Consider the following 21,370-nt stretch of genomic DNA (forward strand, 5'->3'; position numbering starts at 1 on the left):
TCCGGTCGCCCTGAGGACGACCGGACGCTGTGGACGAGCGAAGAGCAGCGAGCCGAGGTCAGACGTTGCGGCCGAGCGCGGCAGCGATGCCGCGCCGCGCCTGCTCGTACGCCGCGAGCTCGTTGTCGACCGGGGCGAGCACGCGTTCGCGGGCGACGTCGGCGATGGTCGCGCGCAGGCGGTCCTCCGCGCCATGGGCGCGACGTGAGGCCGACGACTTCGCCATCACCGTCGTCACGAGGGCGAGGAGCAGCCCGACGAGCAGACCGCCACCGGCGAGGTAGGCGGGAAGCCACACGCCCGCCACCGTCGGCGCGGACGCCGAGCCGGTGAGCTCGGCGCCGGTGAGCGCGAGCAGCCACAGGACACCGGCGATGGTGACACCGAGCGCCACCCACTGGACGAGCTTGACGAACGACCACCACGCCGGCGTCTTGTCGGTGCCCAACCCCGTACGCGCGATCGCGAGGTCGAGGACGTCGGCCAGGTCACGGTTGGGCAGGACCACGGCACGTCGCATCGACTGCACCCACGACGGGGTGAGGCCGATGGCGGCCTTCTCGGCGACGTCACGGACGGCGACGTCGACGGCCGGGCGCTGGACGCGCGCCGCACTCCCCTCGCCTCCCAGGGCCTGCAGCGCGGGACCGTTGGTCGTGGACTTGGAGCGGCCGATCAGCCGCAGCGGGGGCCACGTCGTCGCCGACACCGCACGCGACACGAGCGTCTTCTCCGTGGCGTCCGCCACCGCGGAGACCCCGGCCGCGTGCGCGAGCGTGTCGATGAACTGCTCGCGGTCGGAGTCGGTCAGCCCGATCGCGGGAGCGTCGCCGCTGAGCTGCTCGAAGGCCTTCGCGAGGTGCTCGACGTCGGCACCCGTACGGAGCCCGGCGGCCTGCTTGTCGCGGATCCGGCGCACCAGCGCGCGCTTGAAGTCGTCGACGCCGTCGCCGCGCAGGGCGGAGACCGCGAGGACGGGAACACCCGCCAGGCCATCTTCCGCGAGGAGTCGGCGTACGTCCTGGAGCGTGCCGTCCCACTGCTCAGGAGGCAGCTTGTCGATCTGGTTGAGGACGACCATGGTCACCTCGGCGTGCCGCGAGAGCGGGCGCAGGTAGCGCTCGTGCACGGCGGCGTCCGCGTACTTCTGCGGGTCGAGGACCCACACCAGCACGTCGGCGTACTTCACGAGGCGGTCGACCTCGAGGTGGTGCGCGACCTCGGTCGAGTCGTGGTCCGGCAGGTCGAGGAGGACGAGTCCGTCGAGGTTCGTGTCGTCGGGGACGAGCCCGAGCGGGCTCCCGAGAGACATCTGCTGGCGCTCGGGGATGCCGATCCACTCCAGCAGCGGGCGGCCGCCGTCGTCTCCCCAGGCCACCGCCATCGCCCACGACGTCGTCGGTCGACGGACGCCGACCGCCGAGAGCTCGACGCCGGCGACGGCGTTGAAGAGCGACGACTTGCCGGAGCCCGTCGCGCCGGCGAGCGCGACGACCGTACGGTCGCTGGCGAGGCGCAGGCGCGCGCTGGCACGTTGGACGACAGCCGCTCCCTCCTCGACGAGTGCGGGGTCGAGCCTGCCGGCGGACGCCTCGACGGCGCGGGCGAGTCCGTCGACACGTGCGGCGACGTCACCGCCGCTCGTGCTGAACAGCGGTGCGGGAGGGGTGTCAGTCACGTCAGTCCCAGTCCTCGGGGATCAGGTCGGTGTGCCGCGCGTCCTCTGCTGCGCGAGCGGCGGCTCGAATGCTATCGGCTGCAGAGGGTGCAGCGGCAGTCCGTGCGAGCACGTCATAGAACCGCTGGCGCTCGTCGCGCAGGACCGTGCCCGCCCGACGGAGGAGGTCTTCCTTGGCGAGCTCGACGAGACGTCGCGCGGTGGCGTCTGCGAACACGTCGACGAGCAGCTGGCGGGCGGTCGCAGCACCGGTGACCGCCTCGTCATCGCGAGGGGCGAGCTCGTTGACCACGCACACGCCGAGCGTCACGGCCGAGCCCGTCGTGCCCAGCGCGAGGAAGCGTGCCGTCATCCGGCGGTCGGCGCCCTCGGCGCGCACGATCTCGGTGCACGCCTCGATCCAGTCGGAGGCGATCCGCTCCGCGCGCGAGCGCAGCGTGCGGGTCGCCCGGTCGAGCTCACGGCCCGGCCCGTCGATGAGGCGGGAGCCGGCGGGGTTCTGCTCCCAGGCCTGGTACGCGCCGTGGGCGCCGGCCTCGGCCTGCTCGAGCAGGAGCAGCTCGACGTTGCGCGCCAGGCTCTCCTGGACCTCGGCGACCCGTGCGCGGCGGCCGCGGACGCTGTCGACGATGCGGTCGCGGATGCGGCCGATGCGGTCGTCGGCCCCGCGGAGCAGGTCGCCGGATCCCGCGAAGTCGCGCCAGCGGGCGGTCAGCTCGCCGTGCATGAGCGTGCCGTCGGACACGGCCTTGGCGAACGCCGCCTCGGCGCCGGTGTAGGCACGGTCGACGTCCTCGACCAGCGCGCTCATCACCGCTCCCTGGTCGGCGACCGCGTCCGCGACGTCGAAGGCCCCGAACACGATCTTGCGGACCGCGCCATCGAGCGTCTGGGTCACGATCGCGGACCGGACCTCCGGGTCGGCGGCGAGGTCGTGCAGCCAGTTGAGGATGGGGGCGACCGCGCTCGGCGGCAGCAGGCCGTCGTCGTCGATCTCGGACTCGAGCACCGTGAAGAGCGGGGAGTCCTTCAGGCCGCGGGCGGTCAGCATCCGCGCGAGGTGGCCGCGGACCTCCCCCATCGACGAGTCAGGGGTCCGGTCGAGGACGATCGCGACCGCGGCGCTGCGGTCGGCAGCCTCGCGCAGGTAGTCCCACGGCACCTGGTCGGCATAGCGGGCGGCCGACGTCACGAAGAGCCACAGGTCGGCCGCGGCGAGCAGCTCGGTGGCGAGGCGGCGGTTCTCGGTCTCGATGGAGTCGACGTCAGGCGCGTCGAGGAGGGCGAGGCCCTTGGGCACCGTGTGCGCGGCCACCAGCGTCAGCGAGCGGGTGTCGTGCGACTGGGTGCTCGCGCGGGCCAGGTCGGGAAGGATCCGGTCGGGCTGGAACCAGTCCGCGTCGGCGGGGTTGTGCACGAGCACCGCCGAGCGGGTCGTGGGCCGCAGGACGCCTGACTCGGTCACCCGACGACCGACGAGCGAGTTGACGAGGGTGGACTTGCCGGCCCCCGTGGAGCCGCCCACGACCGTCAGGAGAGGCGCATCGAGCTGGACCAGCCGCGGCAGCACGTAGTCGTCGAGCTGAGCCAGCAACGCCCGCTGGGCGTCACGTCCGTCTGCCGCCCCGGGGATGTCCAGCCCGAGGGCAGCACCGCTCAGCTCGGTGCGCAGCTTGAGCAGCGCAGCGAGCAGAGTCGCAGTGGAGCCGTCCGTCGACACTCGAACCTCCGAAGAAGGGGTGTAGTTGCCCGACCTCAGCGTAATGGAGAGGGGAAGGGATCACGCACCGTGATCGCAGCGCACCCCCGAGGACGTGTCGGCGGTCACCCGCGGGGCTCCGGAGAGCGCGGCCCTGGTGGGGGTTGCTGCCGCGGGGCGTGGGGCGGGATGTCGGGGCTCGAGGGGCCGGCCGGGGGCGCCGGGTAACGCGGGCGCGCGCCGTACGGGGTGTTGGGCGGGTACGCCGAGGGCGCCTGCGGCGACGCCCCGTACGGGGTGCCGCCGGCGTACGGGCGGGCGCCGCCGGGCGGTCCTCCGTACGCGCTGGCACCCGCGTACGAGAAGCGCAGCGGCGGCGGCAGCACCACGTACGGGCGCAGCACCCGCATCTCCGCGAGGAACGCGTCGACGCGCTGCGGGGCCTGCGGCTTCGGCTGGCGGTCCATCACCCCGGCGTACAGGAAGGCCATCGTGATGGCGTCGCGCTGGTAGCGCTTCGTCGCCTTCGCCGAGGTCTTGCCGCCGTGGAGCTTGGCGTGCTTGACCGCCTTGCGACGGTACGCGAGGGAGGCGATGTAGGGGATCTCGTCGGCGACCAGCCAGCCGCGCCGGGCGATGTCGGTCAGCGCACGGACGAGGTAGCGGCCCTGGTCGCGCCGGGCCAGCACGGCGAGGACGATCGTGCCCGCGAGCAGCAGCCCCGTGAAGCCGTAGGCGAGGAGGAAGCCCGTGCCGCCGAGATAGCTCACGCCGCCGTTCCAGATGCCGTGCAGGAGCATGCTCCCGAACAGACCGACCCCCCAGATCAGTCCACGCAGCGCCTTGGAGCGCTGGTGGACCGACAGCCCGACGGCGATCCCGAAGGCGGCCGTGAACATCGGGTGGGCGAACGGACTCATGATGCCGCGGAGCACGAACGTGACCGTGGTGGCTGCCGGACCGTCGACCCCGGTCTCGTCGATGCCGACGTACGCGCCGGCGTAGTAGACGACGTTCTCGACGAAGGCGAAGCCCAGCCCGACCAGGCCCGCGAGGACCAGGCCGTCGACGAGCCCGTCGATGACCCGGCGCATCCTCAGGAACGTGAGCACGAGGAACAGGCACTTGGCCGGCTCCTCCGTGACCGGGGCGATGAACGTCGCGAGCGCCTCGTCGGAGAGGTCGAACGTCTCCGAGATGAGGATCTGGGCGACCAGGGCGATCGCGACGGAGACGACACCGCCCCACACGACCGCGGCGAGCTTGTAGTGCCACGGCTCGGGCTCGTAGCGGTCGAGCCAGAAGAAGCAGCCGAGCATCGCCGGCAGCGGCAGCACCGCGTACAGGAGGCTCAGGCCGCTGCCGGCGGCGTCGCCGCTGGTGATCGCGAAGAAGCAGACGCCGACGACGCCGATGGCAGCGGTGATGAAGAGGAGCACCACCAGCACGGTGTGGCCCCGCTGCCACATGGGGTCGCGCAGCCGCGGCAGCGGCCCGGGTGGGACCGGCGCCGACGGGGGCTGCGGCGCGGATGCCGCCCACGGTTGGGACACACGAGAACCCTAGCGGCGTACACCGACCGGTCACGCGCCGCTAGGGTTGCCTGTGGGCGCCCGTAGCTCAGCTGGATAGAGCGGCGGCCTTCTAATCCGCGGGTCGGGGGTTCGAGTCCCTCCGGGCGCGCTCAGCTCTCCAGCGTGGCGTCGAGGACGATCTCCGGGACCGACGCCAACGCCTTGCTGACCGGACAAGCCTTCTTGGTCTCCTCGGCCACGTCGGAGAACTGCTCGGACGTCAGCCCGTCGACCTTGGCCCGCACGGTGAGGACGATCTTCGAGATCAGCAGACCTCCGTTGTCGCGGTCGGGGCGGACGGTGACGTCGGCGCGCACCGACGCCGACTGCGGGGTGCCGCCGGCGTTGGCGATCCCGCCCGACAGGGCCATCGCGTAGCAGGACGCGTGCGCGGCAGCGATCAGCTCCTCAGGGCTCGTGCTCCCCTCGGCCTCGTCGGCGATGCGGCGCGGGAACGAGACGTCGAACGTCCCCGTGCCCGAGCTGTCGAGGGTGACGCGCCCCGACCCGTCCTGGAGGCCTCCGGTCCACTGCGTCGTCGCGGTACGTGTCGCCATGGTGTCGCTCCCGTCGTCGGTGGTGGGAACTCCACCGTAGAGACGCGAGACCCCGTACGCATCACGCGTACGGGGTCTCGCCGGTCGTCGAAGGCCTGCGGTCAGCTGGCCTTGGCCGCCTCGATGGCCTTGAGGATGTCCTCGGTGCCGGGGACGCTGGGGTTGCCCTCGGCGTCCTCGGGGCCGTTCACGGTCTTGCCGTCGACCCACACGGTCGGGGTGCCGGAGAGCTTGGACCCATCGGAGTCGGGCTGGTCGAAGGCCTTCTCGGTCTGCTCCTCGGTCCAGTCACGGAACGGGCGACCGGTGATGCAGTCGAGCGCGGCCTCGCTCGCGCCGGCCTCCTCGGCCAGGTCGCGGAACTCCTTCTCGCTCAGCGAGCTGCCCTGAGGCTGGTTCGCGAAGAGCAGCTTGGCGTAGTCGCGGAACGTCTTGGCACCGTCCTCCTCGAACACGCACATCGCGGCGCCCATGGCATCGTTGGAGAAGTCGCTCAGGAACGCGACCGGGCGGTACTCGACGTCGATCGCGCCGGAGGCAACCTGCTGGTCGAGGACCTGGCCGGTGGTCTCCTCGAACGTCTTGCAGTGCGGGCAGGCGAAGTCCTCGAAGACGGTGACCTTCACCGGGTCCTCGGCAGCCGTGCCGCCGAGGTCGGTCGCCGTGAGATTCACGCCACCCTCGTCGGTGAGACCGGAGGGCGTACGCGTCGGAGCGTCCGCCGAGTTGTCGACCGCGGCCTTCACCGCGAAGCCGGCACCGGCGATCACCGCGACGACCACGACGACGATGGCCGCGGTGATGAGGTTGCGGCGGCGCTTGTCCTGGCGCTCGCGTTCCTTGCGCATCTGCTCGGCGCGCTCGCGACGGGCGCGCTTGTCATCCTTGGTGGCCACCTGGGTCATCCATCCTTCGCATACGGACACGTGTCATCGGGAGAACGTGCGAGCCGGTGCCCGCGTTCCCGTACGACCGCGACCAGGTTACCGGCCGGTGTCAACGGATAGGGTGGTTGGTCGTGATGGACAGGCTTGTATGGATCGACTGTGAGATGACAGGGCTCGACCTCGAGAACGACGCGTTGATCGAGGTGGCGGCGATCGTGACCGACTTCGAGCTCAACCCGGTCGCCGAAGGCATCGACGTGGTGATCAAACCGCCCCGCGAGGCGCTCGACCAGATGAACGAGGTCGTCACCCAGATGCACACCAGCTCCGGCCTCCTCGAGGAGCTCGACGCCGGCCTCCCGCTGGCCGACGCCGAGCAGGTCGTCCTGGACTACATCAAGCAGCACGTGCCGGACGCCGGCAAGGCGCCTCTCGCCGGCAACTCCGTCGGCACGGACCGCGCGTTCCTGCTGCGCGACATGCCCGAGCTCGAGGGATACCTCCACTACCGCGTCGTCGACGTCTCGTCGATCAAGGAGCTCTCCCGCCGCTGGTACCCCCGCGTCTACTTCAACGCGCCCGCCAAGACCGGCAACCACCGCGCGCTCGCCGACATCCTCGAGAGCATCGAGGAGCTGCGCTACTACCGTGCTGCGGTCTTCGTGCCCGAGCCCGGCCCGGACAGTGAGACCGCCAAGGCGCTCGCGGCGGAGCACTCCGGCGCGCTGCGCGGAGGCGACGCCAAGGAGGGCCCTGCAGAGGCACCCCACGTTTCGGACCCCCAGGGCTGACCCGCTACACTCGTGCACGCCGCACACGGTGATGCCGTGTCGCGCGCGGTGGGTGTAGCTCAGTTGGTAGAGCACCGGCTTGTGGTGCCGGTGGCCGCGGGTTCAAGTCCCGTCATCCACCCTGATGACGCCAGGTCAGGACATCGTCCGAGGCCTGGCGTCCTTCGTTTGCACCTCGGGGCGATGCCGCGCGGCGGCGATCGCCGCCGCGTTCTCGACCGCCCAGTCGGCCAAGGCCGAGAGCGGCTCGAACAGTGACCTCCCCAACGGCGTGAGGCTGTACTCGACGCTCGGCGGCACGGTGGGGAACACCTCTCGCCTGACCAGGCCGTCGCCCTCCAGCGTGCGCAGCGTGCGCGTCAGCATCCGCTGGCTGATGCCCTCGATCTCTCGGTGGAGCGCGTTGTAGCGGTGCGCGCGCTGACCGAGGAGGACGAGCACCAGGAGGGTCCACTTGTCACCGACCCGGCGGACGACGTCGGTCACCGGACACCGTTCGTACTCGTCCGAGGGCACCGGCTCCGGCAAGGTCGTGCCGACGAGGGTGGGCACCTCCGTGTGCGTACCAGACATTCAACTGCCTCCTTCCGCACCCGTCGAAGGTTCTCGATGCTAGTGCCAACCAGCGTCGAGACGAGGAGGAACATGAGCCGACCAGCCGTACCGCTGAAGGGCGAGCAGACGCCGCGCACCGTCGTCGTGAGCGGAGGGACGGACGGGATGGGTCGTGCTGTCGCTCTCGGGAGGGCTGCCCTCGGAGAGACCGTGATCGTCTTGGGGAGCAACGCGGAGAAGGGCGAGCGCCTGCTGCACGAGAGCACCCGGCTCGACCTTCCAGGGGTCATCGAGTTCCAGCGGGTGGACCTGTCCAGCCTCGGTGAGACCCGTGCTGTCATCCAGCGGATCGCGGCCCACCACGACGTCGTCGACGCTCTCGCCCTCTTCGCCAACCGGCAGGCCCCCCGGAGGACGGTCACCGCGGACGGTCTCGAGCAGGTGTTCGCGGTGTACTACCTCAGTCGCTACCTGCTCAGCTACGGTCTCAGTCCCCTGCTTCGTCGCAGCCACAGTCCCGTCATCGTCAACGTCGCCGGGGTCGGGACGACGAAGGGTCGCCTGCACTGGGACGACCTCCAGCTCGAGGCCGACTACGGGATGGTCGCCGCGCAGCTGCAGGCCGCACGTGCGAACGACCTCCTCGGCGTGATGTTCGCCGCACAGCCGCACAACCCCGTCCCGTACGTCCTCTACCACCCGGGGTTCACCAAGAGCGGGGACCTCGCACCGCTGCGCCCGGCGGTGCGCGTGATGCTCCGGGCGCTCGCGACCCTGGCAGCACGCCCCGTCGGACGCGCCGTGGCTCCCATCCACCGCTTCATCGAGGAGCCGCCCCAGGCGCCGCTCAGCGCGATCGACCGGCACAAGCGCGTCGCGCTCAGTCTGAAGACGCTGAATCCGGCGGACGCAGACCGTCTTGCCGCAGCCACCCGCGCGATCCTCGCGGCCCACGAGGGGACGGTCCAGTCCGGATAGCCACGCCATAGGTCTGGGTTTCCCGACAGGTAGTCGGTATCTTTGTCAACATGGTGTCGACAACCCCCTGCGTCAGGACCCGATGATGTTCCTTGCCCTCCGTGAGCTCGTGTTCGCACGCGGCCGATTCGCCCTCATGGGCTCCGTGGTCGCCCTGATCGCCGTCCTCGTCGTCCTGCTGTCCGGCCTGTCGGTCGGCCTGGTCAACGACGGCGTCTCCGGCCTCAAGAAGATGCCCGTCAGCTCCTTCGCCTTCCAGGAAGGCGTCGCGAAGGACTCGGCCTTCTCCCGCAGCATCGTGACCCGCGACGCCGTCGAGAAGTGGAGCGAGCAGGACGGTGTCGACGAGGCTGCGCCCTTCGGCAACACCCTCGTGAACGCCCGCTCCGACGAAGGCGTCGAGATCGACCTCGCGCTCTTCGGCGTCGAGACCGACTCCTTCCTCGCGCCGGAGGCTGCCGAGGGCAGCGGGCTCACCGACGCCCCGGACGGCATCGTCATCAGCGAGACCGCCGCGGAGGAGGGCATCGCCATCGGCGACGTCATCCGCCTGAAGCCGTCCGAGACCCCGCTGCGCGTCGTCGGCATCCTCGACGGCCAGCACACGTACGGCCACGTCGACATCGCCTACCTGCCGCTGAAGACCTGGCAGGAGGTCCGCGCGGGCGCACGTCCCGGCGAGACCGTCCCGCCGCGCACGTACGACGAGTTCACCGCCGTCGCCGTCAAGGACAAGCCGGACGCAGAGGTCGACGTCGCGGCTGCCGACAAGGCGGCGGGCACGACCTCGTTCACGCTCGAGGAGTCGTTCGGCGCCTCCCCCGGATACACCGCGGAGACCTCGACCCTCCAGCTGATCCAGGGCTTCCTGTACGCCATCTCGGCACTGGTGGTGGGCGCGTTCTTCACCGTCCTGGTCATCCAGCGCCGTCAGGAGCTCGCCGTGCTGCGGGCGATGGGAGCCAGCACCGGCTACCTCCTGCGCGACAGCCTGCTGCAGTCCCTCGTCCTCCTCGTCGTGTCGGCGGGCATCGGAGTCGGGATCGGGCTGGCCGGAGGCGCCGCGCTCGCGTCGACGCCGATGCCGTTCTCGCTGGAGGCCGGACCGATCGCCGTGGCCACCGTCCTCCTCATCACCCTCGGCCTCGTGGGCGCCGCCTTCGCGGTCCTCCGGGTCACCCGCGTCGATCCCCTCACCGCACTCGGAGGCAACCGATGAGCCCCATCCTCTCCCTCACCGACGTCACGTTGGTCCACGGCGACGGCGAGGAGACCGTCACCGCCCTGGACAAGGTCTCCCTGGAGGTCTCCCCCGGCGAGCTCGTCGCGATCGTCGGGCCCTCGGGCTCGGGAAAGTCGAGCCTGCTGGCCGTCGCCGGTGCCCTGACCACGCCCACGTCGGGCACCGTACGGCTCGCAGACCACGACCTCGGCACGTCCTCGCCGCGTGAGCTGGCACGGATCCGTCGTGATCAGATCGGCTTCGTCTTCCAGAGCGGCAACCTCGTGCCCGCGCTGACGTCGTACGACCAGGTGCGGCTCCCGCTGACGTTCGGCAAGGTGTCCGACCCGCGGGACCCCGCCGAGCTGCTGGCCGAGGTCGGCATGGACCACAAGGCCAAGCGTCGTCCGCACGAGCTGTCCGGCGGCGAGCGTCAGCGTGTCGGCATCGCCCGCGCGCTGGTCACCCGACCGCACCTGCTGCTCGTCGACGAGCCGACCGCGGCGCTCGACCGTCAGCGCAGCCAGGACATCGTCGGGCTGCTCGCCCGCGAGGCACACGAGCACGACGTCGCGGCCGTCATGGTCACGCACGACCACGACGTCCTTCACCACTGCGACCGCGTCTACGAGATGATCGACGGAAGGCTGAACGCGGTCGCCACGTCGACCGACTGACGAGGAGGACACGTGCCGCGGATCCAGGCGCCCACCGTCGCCGAGCACCGGCGACGCCAGGAACGGGCGATCCTCGACGCGACGCGTGCCCTGCTCGCGGAGACGGGGCACGCACCCTCGTTCTCCGCGGTCGCCAAACGGGCAGGGATGGCCAGGCCGAGCGTCTACCAGTACTTCCCCTCGCGCGACGCCCTGCTCACCGCCGTCGTCGCCGACGTGCTCCCAGACTGGTCGCGCCGTGTGCACGAGCGCGTCCAGGCCGCCGCCACCCCCGGTGAACGCGTCTGGGAGTACGTCGCCGCGAACCTCGACCTGTTCGCCAGCTCCGAGCAGGCCGTGGCGCGCGCGCTGAGCGCCGTCGTCGAGCCGGCGGTGCTGCAGGCGCCGATGGAGCGCTTCCACGCCGAGCTCCAGGAGCCGCTCGTCGTCGCCCTGCGCGACCTCGGCGAGCCGTACCCCGCCGAGATGGCCGAGCTCGTGAACTCGTTGATCGTGCAGGCGTCGGCGTCGTTCGGACGCGGTCCCACCGAGGACGCCGACGCGCACGGCGTGCCCAGCCCGCTGCCGTACGACGAGGCGCGCGCGATGCTCCAGCGCCTCCTCGGGCCGTACCTGGGACTGTCCGGGAAGCCGTGACGCCCCTGAGGCGTTGACCTCTGTCAGGCCCGGCGTCTCGGTGCCGGGCGGTCGACGAGGAGGTCGCGGTGCACGGCGAGTACAAGGTTCCCGGGGGCAAGCTGGTCGTGATCGACCTCGAGGTCGAGGACGGGCGGCTGGCCGACGTCCGGCTGTCGGGTGACTTCTTCCTCGAACCGGACGAAGCCCTGGGCCGGATCACCGGCGCCCTCGTCGGGATGCCCGCCGACGCCTCCGTCGCGTCGTACGCCGGCGCGGTCGAGTCCGCGCTGGACGGCGCGGCGATGATCGGGTTCGACCCGCGCGCGGTCGGGTTCGCGGTGACGCGTGCGCTCGGGCGCTCGACCTCGTGGCACGACCACGCGTTCGAGCTCGTCGACGCGGGCCCGCTCCACCCCGCCGACCAGATGGCGCTCGACGAGGTCCTCGCCACCCAGGTCGCCCAGGGTGTACGCCCGCCGTCGCTGCGCTTCTGGGAGTGGGCGTCGAACGCGGTGATCATCGGGTCGTTCCAGTCGCTGTCCAACGAGGTCGACCTCGACGCGGCCGCACGCCACGACGTGACCGTCGTCCGCCGGATGTCGGGGGGCGGCGCGATGTTCGTCGAGCCGGGCAACACGATCACGTACTCGCTGTACGTCCCGGCGTCCCTGGTCGAGGGCCTGAGCTTCGCCGAGTCGTACGCGTTCCTCGACGCGTGGGTCCTCCGGGCGCTGAAGGGCCTGGGCATCGATGCCTCGTACGTGCCGCTCAACGACATCGCGACCCCGCACGGCAAGATCGGTGGCGCCGCGCAGAAGCGTCTCGCCGGCGGTGCGGTGCTGCACCACGTGACGATGTCGTACGACATGGACGCGGCGAAGATGCTCGACATCTTGCGGATCGGTCGCGAGAAGCTGTCGGACAAGGGCACCGTGAGCGCGGCCAAGCGGGTCGATCCGCTCAAGAGCCAGACCGGGATGTCGCGGGAGAAGATCGTGGAGGCGATGGCGGACCACTTCGCCGAGAGCTACGGGCTGACGCGGGTCGGCGTCGACCAGGCGACACGCGAGGCGTCGGAGGCGCTCGCCCGCAGCAAGTACGCGACGCCGGAGTGGACCGCGCGCGTGCCGTGATCGAGCGCTACTCCTCCGCGCGCAACGGGAGCGCCCGGTCGCTGACGAAGCGGCGCTCCGCGCCGTCGACCGGGTCGGTGAACGCCAGCTCGCTGGCCAGCAGCTGGAGCGGGTGCCGGAAGTCGTCCAGGTCGACGTCGAGCACCTCGGGGTAGACCGGGTCGCCGACGATCGGGATCCCCAGGCCGTATAGGTGCGCCCGGAGCTGGTGCGTACGACCCGTGAGCGGCTCGAGCCGGTAGATCCCGTGCTCGCCGTGCCGGCTCACGAGCGCGATGCGGGTGATCGCGTTCGGCCGGGCGTCCGGGACGACCTCGACCTGGAAGGAGCCGCGCCGCTTCACCAGGTGGTTGGTCACGGTCGTCGGGAGCGCGAGGTCGGGGTCGACGGGCGCGAGCGCGCGGTAGACCTTGCGCGCCTGCCGGTGCTGGAAGAGCAGCTGGTACGGCCCGCGCCAGCGTCGCTCGGTGGTGAGGACGAGGACGCCTGAGGTGATCCGGTCGAGACGGTGCACCGGCGAGAGCTCGGGCAGGCCGAGCTGGTCGCGCAGCCGGACGACCACGCTCTCCTTCACGTGCCGGCCGCGCGGGATCGTCGCGAGGAACGGCGGCTTGTCCACGACGACCAGCCGCTCGTCGCGGTGCAGCACGTGGAGCGTGCCGGGGACGGGCGCCTCGTCGCGCAGGTCGCGGTAGAACCACACGAACGTGTGCGGCCGGTACGGATCGTGGTCGGTGAGCGCGGTGCCCGTGGCGTCGACGATGCGCCCGGCGGCAAGCATCGCGGTGACGTCGACCCGCTCCGGGAGCCGCCATCGCAGCCACTCCCCCATCGTCGTCCACGCCACCGGCTCGCGGCCGCGGTCGGGCGTCCGCAGCCAGACGGCGTTGAGGCCGTCGCGCGGCGGGAGCGGAGACCGGGGAGGCACGGCTCGATCGTACGGACCGTGGCTGGTCCGGGCGTCGTCGTCCCCGGGCGGCGGTGAACCAGGTCCCACCGCGGGCCGCGCGGTGGGACCACACTCACCGCCCTACTCGGCCAGGGGGCCCTCGAGCACCGGGACGACGTCGGGCGCGCCCATCCGCGCCGCGTCGGCGGTCTCGTCGTCGGGCATGGTCTGGCTCTCCCGCTCGGCCTCGACGCGCGCCAGGTAGTGCTCGACCTCGCGCGCGACCTGCTCGGCACCCCACCCGAGCGGCCCCGCCACGAGCCGCGCGACCTCCTCCACCGAGGCGGTCCCGCGGTCGAACGTCTCGATCGAGATCCGCGTACGACGCGTGAGGACGTCGTCGAGGTGGCGGGCACCCTCGTGCGTCACGGCGTAGACGATCTCCGCCCGCAGGTAGTCGTCGGCACCACCGACCGGCTCCGCGAGGGTCGGGTCGGCCTCGATCAGCGCGAGCACCTCCTCGACCAGGGCGCCGTACCTGCGGAGCAGGTGCTCGATCCGGACCTCGTGGAGCCCGCTGCGCCGCGCGAGCAGCCCGCGCCGGTTCCACAGGCCCGCAAATCCGTCGGCGCCCAGCAGCGGCACGTCCTCGGTCACGCAGGGCGGGATCGCTCGCGCGAGGCGGACACCGAGCGCGTCGGCCGCGGCGTCGATCGCGTCGCGGGCCATCACGCGGTACGTGGTGTACTTGCCGCCGGCGACCACCACCAGCCCCGGCACGGCGTGCGACACGGCGTGCTCGCGCGACAGGGTGGACGTCGCCTCGGACTCGCCGCGCAGCAGCGGCCGCAGCCCCGCGTACACGCCCTCGACGTCGGCGTGGGTGAGCGGCGTCGCGAGGACCGAGTTGACGTGCTCCAACAGGTAGTCGATGTCGGTACGCGACGCCGCAGGGTGGTCCATCGACAGCGCCCAGTCGGTGTCGGTGGTGCCGATGATCCAGTGCCGCTTCCAGGGGATGACGAACAGCACGGACTTCTCGGTCCGCAGGATCAACCCGCTCTCGCCCTGGATGCGGTCGCGCGGCACGACCAGGTGGACGCCCTTGCTCGCCCGTACGTGGAACTGCCCGCGCTCGCCGACCATCGCCTGCGTCTCGTCGGTCCACACGCCAGTGGCGTTCACGACCTGCGAGGCTCGGATCTCGAACTCCTCCCCCGCCTCGAGGTCACGCACGACGACGCCGGTGACGCGTTCACCCTCGCGCAGCATGCCCGTGACGCGGGTCCGGGTGGCGACGTGCGCTCCGTACGAGGCGGCCGTGCGCGCCAGCATCATCGTGTGGCGTGCGTCGTCGACCTGGCCGTCGTAGTACTCGATGGCGCCGACCAGCGCGTCCTTGCGCAACGCCGGCATGCGCCGAAGCGCCTTGCGCCGGGTGAGGTGGCGGTGCCGCGGCACACCCCGCGCCTTGCCCGACAGCAGCGCCATGGAGTCGTACATCGCCACGCCAGTTCCTGCGTACGCGCGCTCCCACCCGCGGTGCGTGAGCGGGTAGAGGAACGGGATCGGGCGCACGAGGTGGGGCGCGAGGCGTTCGACGAGCAGGCTCCGCTCGGCGAGCGCCTCGGCGACGAGCGCGAAGTCGAGCATCTCGAGGTAGCGCAGCCCGCCGTGGATCAGCTTCGACGAGCGGCTCGACGTCCCTGAGGCAAGGTCGCGAGCCTCGACGAGACCCGTGGTGAGGCCACGGGTCGCCGCGTCGAGCGCACACCCGGCGCCGACGACTCCCCCGCCGATCACGAGCACGTCGAGCGGGGCCGCCCCGTCGCTCGCACTCTCACGGAGGGCGGCGAGGGCGTCGGCGCGGGCGGCGCGGTCGAGCGCGAGCGGCCGCACGTCAGTCGACCTCCACCCAGCCGAGGGTGCGTTGCACGGCCTTCTTCCAGCGTGCGTACGCGTCCTCGCGGCGGTCCTCGTCCCACTGGGGCTCCCAGCGCTTGGACTCCTGCCAGTTGCGACGCAGCTCGTCGGTGCTCTCCCAGAACCCGACGGCGAGACCCGCGGCATACGCGGCGCCGAGCGCGGTCGTCTCGGCGACGACCGGACGGCTCACGGTGGTGCCGAGGACGTCGGCCTGGATCTGCATGCAGAGCTCGTTCTCGGTCACGCCGCCGTCGACCTTGAGCACGTCGACGGCGACGCCGGAGTCCTCCCGCATCGCCTCGGCGACGTCGCGGGACTGGAAGCAGATCGCCTCCAGCGTCGCGCGGGCCAGATGCGCGTTGGTGTTGTAGCGCGAGAGCCCGACGATCACGCCACGCGCGTCGGAGCGCCAGTACGGGGCGAACAGGCCGGAGAACGCGGGCACGAAGTAGACGCCCCCGTTGTCGTCGACCTGCCGTGCGAGGGCCTCGGACTGCGCGGCGCCGGAGATGATGCCGAGCTGGTCGCGCAGCCACTGGACGGCCGAGCCGGTGACGGCGATCGAGCCCTCCAGCGCGTACACCGGGGCTTCGTCGCCGAGCTGGTACGCGACGGTGGTCAGGAGACCGGCCTTGCTCCGCACGATCTCGGTGCCGGTGTTGAGCAGGAGGAAGTTGCCGGTGCCGTACGTGTTCTTGGCCTCGCCCGGTGCGAAGCAGACCTGCCCGACGAGCGCCGCCTGCTGGTCGCCGAGCACGCCCGTGATCGGGACCTCGCCGGCGAACGGCCCGTTCTCCAGCGTCGTCCCGTACGGGTCGGCGACCGACGACGGGCGGATCTCGGGGAGCATCGCCCGCGGGATGCCGAAGATGTCGAGCAGCTCGTCGTCCCAGTCGAGCGTCTCGAGGTTCATCAGCATCGTCCGGCTGGCGTTGGTGACGTCGGTGACGTGGACGCCGCCGCGCCGGCCTCCGGTGAGCTGCCAGACGAGCCACGAGTCGGTGGTGCCGAACAGCGCGTCCCCGCGCTCGGCGGCCGCCCGCACGCCGGGGACGTTCTCGAGGATCCAGGCGATCTTGCCGCCGGAGAAGTACGTCGCCGGCGGCAGACCGGCCTTCTCGCGGATGATGTCGCCGCGCCCGTCGGCCTCGAGACGCCAGGCGAGCCGGTCGGTGCGGGTGTCCTGCCAGACGATCGCGGGCCCGTACGGGCGGCCGGTGCGGCGGTCCCACACGACGGTCGTCTCGCGCTGGTTGGTGATGCCGACAGCGGCGAGGTCGGCCGAGGTGAGCCCGGCCTTGGCGAGCGCGGTCTGGACCACGGCGCTGGTGCGCTCCCAGATCTCCAGCGGGTTGTGCTCCACCCACCCGCTGCGGGGCAGGATCTGCTCGTGCTCGAGCTGGTGCCGCGCCACCTCCGTCCCGTCGTGGTCGAAGATCATGAAGCGCGTGCTGGTCGTGCCCTGGTCCACGGACCCCACGAAGTCGGCCATGAGTTCGTTTCTACCGCACGAAGGCTGGTCGAGTAGCCCCCTGGCTGGTCGAGTAGCCGCGAGGCGCTAGCCGAGCGGCGTATCGAGACCCAGACCCAGCCCCGCCAGGAACGCCGCCGCTGCGGGCGAGGGGCGGTACCGGCTCCACGCCACGTGCTCCTCGCGGGACGGCGCGTCGGAGATCGGGACCGTACGGACGCCGGCGAGCGTCGCCGCGTACGCGCCGGGGAGCAGCGCGATCCCGAGCCGCTGCTCGACCAGGCGTGCCGCCAGGTCACCCGTGGTCACCTCGAACGCGACGTGCCGCTCCAGACCCGCGGCGGCGAAGGCCTGGTCAGTCTGCAGACGCCCCGGCGTGCCCGCGGTGAAGTCGACGAACGGGTACGGCGCGAGGGTCGCGAGGTCCGTACGGTGCTCCCGCGCGACCGGATGGTCCGCGGCGACGACCGCGACGTGCTCGCCGCTCCCGAGCAGGAGGCTGCGCACTCCCTGAGGCGTGCGGCCGGTCGGCAGCCCGAGGAACGCGACGTCCACCGCGCCTGCGGAGATCTGCGCCACGAGCTCCTCGCTGCCGTCCGTCCGCAACGACACGTCGACACGAGGATGGGCGTCGCGGAAGTCCCGCAGCGCACTCGGCAGGTCGAGCGCGGTCACGGTCGGGATCGCGCCGAGGCGCAGCCGTCCGCTCACGACGCCCGAGACGGCCGCGGCCTCGGCACGGGCACGCTCGGCGGCATCGAGGGCTTCTCGGGCCGCCGGCAAGAACGCCTCGCCCGCGGCGGTCGTGACGACACGGCGGCTGGTCCGGTCGAACAGCCGCGCGCCGATCTCGCGCTCGAGCTTGGCGACCTGGTGACTGAGCGCGGACTGCACGACGTGGCACTGCTGCGCGGCGCGGGTGAAGCTGCGGGTCTCGGCGACCGCCACGACGTACCGGAGTTGCTGGAGCTCCATCCGGCGATCGTCTCATGATCGATCGCGCACGGTCATGGTTGCCGTGACAAAGATGCGTTGGACTCATCGCCGAGTCGCGACGAGGCTGGAGGCATGACCCGCCCGCTGCTTCTCCTCATGGCGCTCGCGACCGGTCTGTCGGTCTCGGCGAACTACCTTGCCCAGCCGCTCCTGGACGTCCTCGCCCGCGATCTGGGCATCTCCGAGGCGAGCGCGGGGACGATCGTGACGGCGGCGCAGGTCGGGTACGCGGTCGGGCTGCTCTTCGTCGTCCCGCTCGGCGACCTGCTGGAGCGGCGCCGGCTCGCCGTCTCGCTGCTGGGCGTGACGGCGGTCCTGCTCCTCGCGTCGTCGATGGCGCCGAGCGGGAAGGTGCTCCTGGTGACCACGACGCTGACCGCGCTCACGTCGGTCGCAGCGCAGGTGGTGGTGCCGTTCGCGGTCACGCTCGCAGACCCCGCACGACGGGGTCAGGTCGTCGGCATCGTGATGAGCGGTCTCCTCCTCGGCAGCATCGTTTCTCGTCCGATCTCGGGCGCACTCGCCCAACTCGCGGGATGGCGTTCGGCGTACGTCGTGTGCGGGGTCCTGGTCGCGGCGGTCGCCGTCGCGCTGTGGCGCCGCCTCCCGGCGCTGCACACGCCGAGCGGGATCGCGTACCCGGCGCTCATCGGATCGACGCTCGCGCTGTTCGCGTCGCAGCCGGTCCTGCGCCGCCGCGCGTTCGTCGCCGCGCTGTCGCTCGCGTCGTACAACACGTTCTGGACGGCGTCGACGTTCCTGCTCGCCACCACGTACGGATGGTCGGAGGCGGCCATCGGGGCGTTCGGCCTGATGGGGATCGCGGGCGTCGTCGCGACGCCGGTGGCGGGACGCCTCGTCGACGCGGGGCGTGCCCGTACGGTCGCGCGGGCGTCGACGGTCGGGCTCGCCGCCGCGTGGGGCGGGATCGCCCTCGGAGGCGTGGGCGGCGCCGCGGGGTTCGGGTGGCTGCTGCTGGGCGTCCTCGTGCTCGTGGTGGCGCAGCAGATGCTGCTCAACGCGAACCAGAACGCGATCTACGCCCTCGACGCTGCGCTGCGCAACCGGCTCAACGCGGCGTTCATGACGGCGTTCTTCGTCGGGGGTGCGGCCGGCTCTGCCGCCACGACCGCGGCCTGGGTCTCGGGCGGGTGGACGGCCGTGAGCGTGCTCGGCACCGTCCTCGCCGCCGCCACCTGCCTCGTCTGGCGAGAGGGTCGCGTCCCGGCGGCGAGAGACTCCGCGCACGCCGGCGAGAGGGTGAAGGGTCTCGATACGGGACTCCGCTAGCGCTCCGCCCTACTCGACCAGCGGATGATCAGCTGGTCGAGTAGCCCGAGCCGCTAGGCGAGGGCGTATCGAGACCACACGGCGCGGGGTCTCGATACGGGACTCCGCTAGCGCTCCGCCCTACTCGACCAGCGGATGATCAGCTGGTCGAGTAGCCCGAGCCGCTAGGCGAGGGCGTATCGAGACCACTCAGCGACGTTTCGACTCACTCAGCGACGCAGCGAAGCGTCGCTGAGTAGTCCTAAGTGGCGTCAAGCAGCCAGTCGGTCTCGATACGGGCTCCGCTAGCGCTCCGCCCTGCTCGACCAACCACTTAACCTGGGCCGCATGAGTTACGACGTCGTCATCGTCGGTGGAGGGCACAACGGCCTGGTCGCTGCGGCTCTCCTCGCCCGTGCCGGACTGCGCACCGTCCTCCTCGAACGCCTCGACCACACCGGCGGCGCGGCGGTGAGCGAGCGCCCCTTCCCCGGCGTCGACGCGCGGCTGTCGCGCTACTCCTACCTTGTCTCGCTCATGCCGCACGAGCTGGTCCGCGACCTCGGCCTCAAGCTCGAGCTCCGCTCCCGCGCCACCGCCTCGTACACCCCGTACGACGGCGGCGGCCTGCTCGTCGAGACCCACGAGGGCGCGCACACCGCGGCGTCGTTCCGTGAGGCGACGGGGACGGGGACCGAGTACGACGCGTGGCGGGCGTTCTACCGCGACGCCGAGGAGCTGGCGCTGAGCGTGGCGCCGACCCTCCTGCAACCGCTGCCGACCGCGGAGTCGATCCGCGAGCAGGTCGGCGACGGCGTCTGGAACGACCTGGTCGTACGCCCGCTCGGCGAGGCGATCGAGCGCCGCTTCGCCAGCGACCTCGTACGAGGGGTCGTCGCGACCGACGGCCTGATCGGCACGTACGCGAGCCTGGACGACGCGTCGCTGCTCCAGAACCGCTGCTTCCTGTACCACCTGATCGGCAACGGCTCGGGCGAGTGGCGCGTCCCCGTCGGCGGGATGGGGGCGGTGACCGACGAGCTGCGCCGCGTCGCGGAGGAGGCGGGCGCCGAGATCCGGACGGGCGTCGAGGTCACCTCGGTCGATGCCGGTCACGACGGCGTCGTCGTGCATGCGGACGACCTCACCGTCGAGGCGCGGTGGATGCTGTCAGGCGTCGCCCCGTACGTGCTCGCGCGCCTGCTGGGCGACCCCCTCCCCGAGAAGCCGCGCGGCTCCCAGCTCAAGATCAACCTGCTCGTCGACCGGCTGCCGCGGCTCAAGTCCGGGATCGACCCGAAGGTCGCGTTCGCAGGAACGTTCCACCTCGGCGAGACGTACGCCGAGCTGCAGCAGGCATTCGAAGCCCCGTCACCGGACCTCGCCTGCGGCGAGCTCTACTGCCACACGCTCACCGACCGCTCGATCCTCGGGCCGGAGCTGGCGGCGAGCGAGGCCCAGACGCTGACGTACTTCGGGATCCACTGGCCGTACGACGCCCGCGACGCCGACGCGAAGGAGCGGGGCTGGCGCGCGTTCGCGGCCGCGATCGACACCTACCTCGAGGAGCCGATCGAGTCCGTGCTCGCGCGCGACGCGAACGGCGACCCGTGCGTCGAGGTCAAGACGCCGGCCGACATCGAGTCCGACCTCGCGATGCCCGGCGGCCACATCTTCCACGGCGACCTGGCGTGGCCGTGGGTCGAGCGGCTCGGGGACACGCCGGCGGAGCGCTGGGGCGTGCAGACCGGGCACGCACGCGTGCTCGTCTGCGGGTCGGGCGCGCGACGCGGTGGCGCCGTGAGCGGCATCGGCGGGCACAACGCCGCGATGGCGGTGCTCGACCACGAGGGCCGCCACCTCTGAGCGTCAGGCGTCGTCGACCTCGATGGTGACGCGATCCGGGTACCAGGCGACGTGGTCGCGGATGCTCGCGACCGCCTCGTACGCCTCCGGGTACGTCCAGCCGGCGTCGTCGATCGTGCCGGACGGGGTCGTGACGGAGTAGTAGCGCGCGTCGCCCTTGTACGGGCAGTGGGTGGACGTGGACGTCGACGTGAGCACGTCCGGATCGACGTCGGCCAGCGGCACGTACTGCACCGGTGGATACGTCGACTCCTGGAGCGTCAGCGCTGAGGTCGTGTCGGCGATGACCTGGTCACCGGCGAGGATCCGGACGCGTCCGGGCGTCGGGGTGACCGTGATGGGGTGCGAGGCGTCAGGCACCTTCTGGTGAGGACTCATGGGAAGAGCAACCCCAGCGCCGTCTCGCCTGTTCCGCGTGATGCTGGTCACGCTGCCCTCTCAGCACCCCATCGACCGGACTCAACTGAGCATTGTGCGTCGCTGCCCGAGCGGATGTTGCGCGGCTCGCCACCTTGCGGCACCGTGACTGCATCACATCGCCGCATGTGAGCCACGCAACAGACCTTTTCAGGCCGCCCGTGCCC

The 21,370-nt window shown here is 71.6% G+C and carries 19 protein-coding genes and 2 tRNA genes; 10 read left to right on the top strand and 11 right to left on the bottom strand.

Annotated elements, in window-relative coordinates:
* Nucleotides 1–58 precede the first annotated feature (58 nt).
* The 3 genes from NYZ95_RS05205 to NYZ95_RS05215 form a co-directional block, all read right to left on the bottom strand.
* On the bottom strand, nucleotides 59–1,678 hold the full coding sequence (locus NYZ95_RS05205; protein WP_262849410.1) for a GTPase: 1,620 nt from the start codon (nucleotides 1,676–1,678) through the stop codon (nucleotides 59–61).
* Nucleotide 1,679: 1 nt separating this feature from the next.
* Nucleotides 1,680–3,398, bottom strand: coding sequence for a dynamin family protein (locus NYZ95_RS05210; protein ID WP_262849411.1), 1,719 nt, complete (start codon nucleotides 3,396–3,398; stop codon nucleotides 1,680–1,682).
* Nucleotides 3,399–3,502: 104 nt separating this feature from the next.
* Complete coding sequence (locus tag NYZ95_RS05215; RefSeq protein ID WP_262849414.1) at nucleotides 3,503–4,930, bottom strand: PrsW family intramembrane metalloprotease; 1,428 nt, start codon at nucleotides 4,928–4,930, stop codon at nucleotides 3,503–3,505.
* Nucleotides 4,931–4,986: 56 nt separating this feature from the next.
* On the opposite strand from NYZ95_RS05215, the gene NYZ95_RS05220 reads away from it, so the two are divergent.
* Nucleotides 4,987–5,060: transfer RNA gene (locus NYZ95_RS05220), tRNA-Arg, on the top strand.
* Between the two features lies 1 nt (nucleotide 5,061).
* Here the strand turns inward: NYZ95_RS05220 and NYZ95_RS05225 are convergent.
* On the bottom strand, nucleotides 5,062–5,508 hold the full coding sequence (locus NYZ95_RS05225; RefSeq protein ID WP_262849415.1) for an OsmC family peroxiredoxin: 447 nt from the start codon (nucleotides 5,506–5,508) through the stop codon (nucleotides 5,062–5,064).
* A 101-nt stretch (nucleotides 5,509–5,609) separates the two neighbouring features.
* Nucleotides 5,610–6,404: a DsbA family protein gene (locus NYZ95_RS05230; RefSeq protein WP_262849417.1), complete on the bottom strand. Its 795-nt coding sequence runs from the start codon at nucleotides 6,402–6,404 to the stop codon at nucleotides 5,610–5,612.
* Between the two features lie 125 nt (nucleotides 6,405–6,529).
* Here NYZ95_RS05230 and orn point away from each other — a divergent pair, with 125 nt between their 5' ends.
* Both orn and NYZ95_RS05240 read left to right on the top strand, forming a co-directional pair.
* Nucleotides 6,530–7,186 carry an oligoribonuclease gene (gene orn / locus NYZ95_RS05235; RefSeq protein ID WP_262849418.1) on the top strand — a complete coding sequence of 219 codons (657 nt, stop codon included), beginning with the start codon at nucleotides 6,530–6,532 and terminating at the stop codon, nucleotides 7,184–7,186.
* A gap of 48 nt (nucleotides 7,187–7,234) precedes the next feature.
* A tRNA-His gene (locus NYZ95_RS05240) sits at nucleotides 7,235–7,307 on the top strand.
* A 14-nt stretch (nucleotides 7,308–7,321) separates the two neighbouring features.
* Here the strand turns inward: NYZ95_RS05240 and NYZ95_RS05245 are convergent.
* Nucleotides 7,322–7,759 (bottom strand): winged helix-turn-helix transcriptional regulator, encoded by a 438-nt coding sequence (locus tag NYZ95_RS05245; protein WP_262849420.1) that lies wholly within the window; start codon nucleotides 7,757–7,759, stop codon nucleotides 7,322–7,324.
* Between the two features lie 72 nt (nucleotides 7,760–7,831).
* Here NYZ95_RS05245 and NYZ95_RS05250 point away from each other — a divergent pair, with 72 nt between their 5' ends.
* From NYZ95_RS05250 to lplAB, 5 genes are all read left to right on the top strand, one after another.
* Nucleotides 7,832–8,719 (top strand): SDR family NAD(P)-dependent oxidoreductase, encoded by an 888-nt coding sequence (locus tag NYZ95_RS05250; RefSeq protein ID WP_262849421.1) that lies wholly within the window; start codon nucleotides 7,832–7,834, stop codon nucleotides 8,717–8,719.
* Nucleotides 8,720–8,804: 85 nt separating this feature from the next.
* Nucleotides 8,805–9,938 carry an ABC transporter permease gene (locus NYZ95_RS05255; protein ID WP_262849423.1) on the top strand — a complete coding sequence of 378 codons (1,134 nt, stop codon included), beginning with the start codon at nucleotides 8,805–8,807 and terminating at the stop codon, nucleotides 9,936–9,938.
* Nucleotides 9,935–10,618 carry an ABC transporter ATP-binding protein gene (locus tag NYZ95_RS05260; protein WP_262849424.1) on the top strand — a complete coding sequence of 228 codons (684 nt, stop codon included), beginning with the start codon at nucleotides 9,935–9,937 and terminating at the stop codon, nucleotides 10,616–10,618. Before NYZ95_RS05255 ends, NYZ95_RS05260 begins: the two co-directional genes overlap by 4 nt.
* Nucleotides 10,619–10,630: 12 nt before the next feature.
* Nucleotides 10,631–11,254, top strand: coding sequence for a TetR/AcrR family transcriptional regulator (locus tag NYZ95_RS05265; protein WP_262849426.1), 624 nt, complete (start codon nucleotides 10,631–10,633; stop codon nucleotides 11,252–11,254).
* Nucleotides 11,255–11,322: 68 nt separating this feature from the next.
* Nucleotides 11,323–12,369, top strand: a complete 1,047-nt coding sequence (gene lplAB / locus NYZ95_RS05270) for a lipoate-protein ligase LplAB (RefSeq protein WP_262849429.1) — start codon at nucleotides 11,323–11,325, stop codon at nucleotides 12,367–12,369.
* 7 nt (nucleotides 12,370–12,376) lie between these two features.
* Here lplAB and NYZ95_RS05275 read toward each other — a convergent pair whose 3' ends face one another.
* From NYZ95_RS05275 to NYZ95_RS05290, 4 genes are all read right to left on the bottom strand, one after another.
* The gene (locus NYZ95_RS05275) at nucleotides 12,377–13,201 is read right to left on the bottom strand and encodes a pseudouridine synthase (protein ID WP_262849962.1); all 825 of its coding nucleotides are present in this window, start codon (nucleotides 13,199–13,201) and stop codon (nucleotides 12,377–12,379) included.
* Between the two features lie 198 nt (nucleotides 13,202–13,399).
* Entirely contained in the window at nucleotides 13,400–15,157 is a 1,758-nt protein-coding gene (locus tag NYZ95_RS05280) for a glycerol-3-phosphate dehydrogenase/oxidase (protein WP_262849431.1), read from the bottom strand.
* A 1-nt stretch (nucleotide 15,158) separates the two neighbouring features.
* Nucleotides 15,159–16,676, bottom strand: coding sequence for a glycerol kinase GlpK (gene glpK, locus NYZ95_RS05285; RefSeq protein ID WP_262849433.1), 1,518 nt, complete (start codon nucleotides 16,674–16,676; stop codon nucleotides 15,159–15,161).
* 66 nt (nucleotides 16,677–16,742) lie between these two features.
* Nucleotides 16,743–17,630, bottom strand: a complete 888-nt coding sequence (locus tag NYZ95_RS05290; RefSeq protein WP_262849436.1) for a LysR family transcriptional regulator — start codon at nucleotides 17,628–17,630, stop codon at nucleotides 16,743–16,745.
* 93 nt (nucleotides 17,631–17,723) lie between these two features.
* Between NYZ95_RS05290 and NYZ95_RS05295 the strand changes: the two genes are divergently transcribed.
* Together NYZ95_RS05295 and NYZ95_RS05300 are read left to right on the top strand one after the other, a co-directional pair.
* Entirely contained in the window at nucleotides 17,724–18,941 is a 1,218-nt protein-coding gene (locus NYZ95_RS05295; protein WP_262849438.1) for an MFS transporter, read from the top strand.
* Nucleotides 18,942–19,268: 327 nt separating this feature from the next.
* On the top strand, nucleotides 19,269–20,786 hold the full coding sequence (locus tag NYZ95_RS05300; protein WP_262849440.1) for a phytoene desaturase family protein: 1,518 nt from the start codon (nucleotides 19,269–19,271) through the stop codon (nucleotides 20,784–20,786).
* A gap of 3 nt (nucleotides 20,787–20,789) precedes the next feature.
* On the opposite strand, the gene NYZ95_RS05305 is transcribed toward NYZ95_RS05300, so the two are convergent.
* On the bottom strand, nucleotides 20,790–21,164 hold the full coding sequence (locus tag NYZ95_RS05305) for a DUF427 domain-containing protein (RefSeq protein WP_262849442.1): 375 nt from the start codon (nucleotides 21,162–21,164) through the stop codon (nucleotides 20,790–20,792).
* Nucleotides 21,165–21,370 lie beyond the last annotated feature (206 nt).

Source organism: Mumia quercus, from assembly GCF_025506335.1.
In the GTDB taxonomy this organism is placed as follows: Bacteria; Actinomycetota; Actinomycetes; order Propionibacteriales; family Nocardioidaceae; genus Mumia; species Mumia quercus.

Coding starts and splice junctions, on each gene's coding strand:
- NYZ95_RS05260 (WP_262849424.1), top strand. CDS start 9,935: ATGAGCCCCATCCTCTCCCTCACCGACGTCACGTTGGTCCACGGCGAC.
- NYZ95_RS05305 (WP_262849442.1), bottom strand. CDS start 21,164: ATGAGTCCTCACCAGAAGGTGCCTGACGCCTCGCACCCCATCACGGTC.
- glpK (WP_262849433.1), bottom strand. CDS start 16,676: ATGGCCGACTTCGTGGGGTCCGTGGACCAGGGCACGACCAGCACGCGC.
- NYZ95_RS05290 (WP_262849436.1), bottom strand. CDS start 17,630: ATGGAGCTCCAGCAACTCCGGTACGTCGTGGCGGTCGCCGAGACCCGC.
- orn (WP_262849418.1), top strand. CDS start 6,530: ATGGACAGGCTTGTATGGATCGACTGTGAGATGACAGGGCTCGACCTC.
- NYZ95_RS05245 (WP_262849420.1), bottom strand. CDS start 7,759: ATGTCTGGTACGCACACGGAGGTGCCCACCCTCGTCGGCACGACCTTG.
- NYZ95_RS05225 (WP_262849415.1), bottom strand. CDS start 5,508: ATGGCGACACGTACCGCGACGACGCAGTGGACCGGAGGCCTCCAGGAC.
- NYZ95_RS05255 (WP_262849423.1), top strand. CDS start 8,805: ATGTTCCTTGCCCTCCGTGAGCTCGTGTTCGCACGCGGCCGATTCGCC.
- NYZ95_RS05295 (WP_262849438.1), top strand. CDS start 17,724: ATGACCCGCCCGCTGCTTCTCCTCATGGCGCTCGCGACCGGTCTGTCG.
- NYZ95_RS05275 (WP_262849962.1), bottom strand. CDS start 13,201: ATGGGGGAGTGGCTGCGATGGCGGCTCCCGGAGCGGGTCGACGTCACC.
- NYZ95_RS05300 (WP_262849440.1), top strand. CDS start 19,269: ATGAGTTACGACGTCGTCATCGTCGGTGGAGGGCACAACGGCCTGGTC.
- NYZ95_RS05250 (WP_262849421.1), top strand. CDS start 7,832: ATGAGCCGACCAGCCGTACCGCTGAAGGGCGAGCAGACGCCGCGCACC.